The sequence below is a fragment of the Pseudomonas sp. B37(2017) genome (genome assembly GCF_002112885.1).
In the GTDB taxonomy this organism is placed as follows: domain Bacteria; phylum Pseudomonadota; class Gammaproteobacteria; order Pseudomonadales; family Pseudomonadaceae; genus Aquipseudomonas; species Aquipseudomonas paraglycinae.
In genome coordinates this window covers 1-999 of the sequence record NZ_NEIX01000028.1, presented here as the reverse complement: position 1 = coordinate 999, position 999 = coordinate 1, and the positions used below count along the sequence as shown (strand labels likewise).

Below are 999 nucleotides of genomic sequence, written 5' to 3'. Positions count from 1 at the left end.
CGCTTGTATGTTTAGACTTGAAGGGGTGGGCGGGACTAAAAGCTCGATTCCGACTCTAGCCAGTACGGACCGTGGGAGACTTCTCGTCCCGCCCTTTCTACCTAAAGCGCCGATAAGGAATTCATCGGTAAAACCGACGATAGAGGCAAGCCAGCGCTACGGTAGACCCCGACAAGCTCTTAAACCCTAGCTCCGAGGATTCGTCATGACAATCCTTACCTCGCCAACGGTGATTGGTGTCGATGTGGCCAAGGCCGAAATCGTTGTTTATCGCGAAGATCTGGAAATTACCCAGGTCATCAACAATGACCGCACGTCTGTAGGTCGTTGGCTGAAGACCTTGCCCGCACAAAGCTCGATCGCCCTGGAAGCCACTAATCTCTACCACCTGGACACGGCCGAACTGGCCCATGGTATGGGGCATCGGGTTTACGTCGTGGACCCTTACCGGGTGAGCCATTACCGCGAAAGCATCGGTCAGCGTGCAAAAACCGACCCTTGTGATGCACGTCTTCTGGCGCGTTATCTAACCAGTGAACAGCACCGGCTGCGGGCCTGGAGCCCACCACCACGGCACTACACGGTGTTGAAAAGTCTGCTTAACAAGCGTGCGCAGCTGATGAAGGCCCGAGTCAGTATCATGCTGAGCTGGTCAAACGAACCTCTCCTTGAAGATCTTTTGGCCCATGGGTTGGAGCATTTCAAACAGCTTGATCAGGCCATTCAGGAATTACTTCGCAAAGTCAGCCAAGAGGCCGGCATTAGCGAAAACATCAGACGCTGCAAAGCGATTGAAGGGATTGGTGAACTCACGGCAACGGGCTTGGCAACTACGTATATGCGAGGTGAGTTCGCCAGCGCCGATGCGTTCATCGCCTTTCTGGGAATGGATTTGAAGGCAAAGGACTCAGGCAAGAAACACAGTCCTCGCCACTTGAGCAAAAAAGGTGACGGGGAATTACGGCGTCTTGCACACAATGCAGCTATGGCAGCTTGTCG

At 53.9% G+C, this 999-nt stretch carries 1 protein-coding gene; it reads left to right on the top strand.

The window, feature by feature from the left end; genetic code table 11:
• Positions 1-205: 205 nt before the first annotated feature.
• A partial coding sequence (locus tag CAF90_RS29045; RefSeq protein WP_085609293.1) for a transposase occupies positions 206-999 on the top strand: 794 nt, incomplete at its 3' end.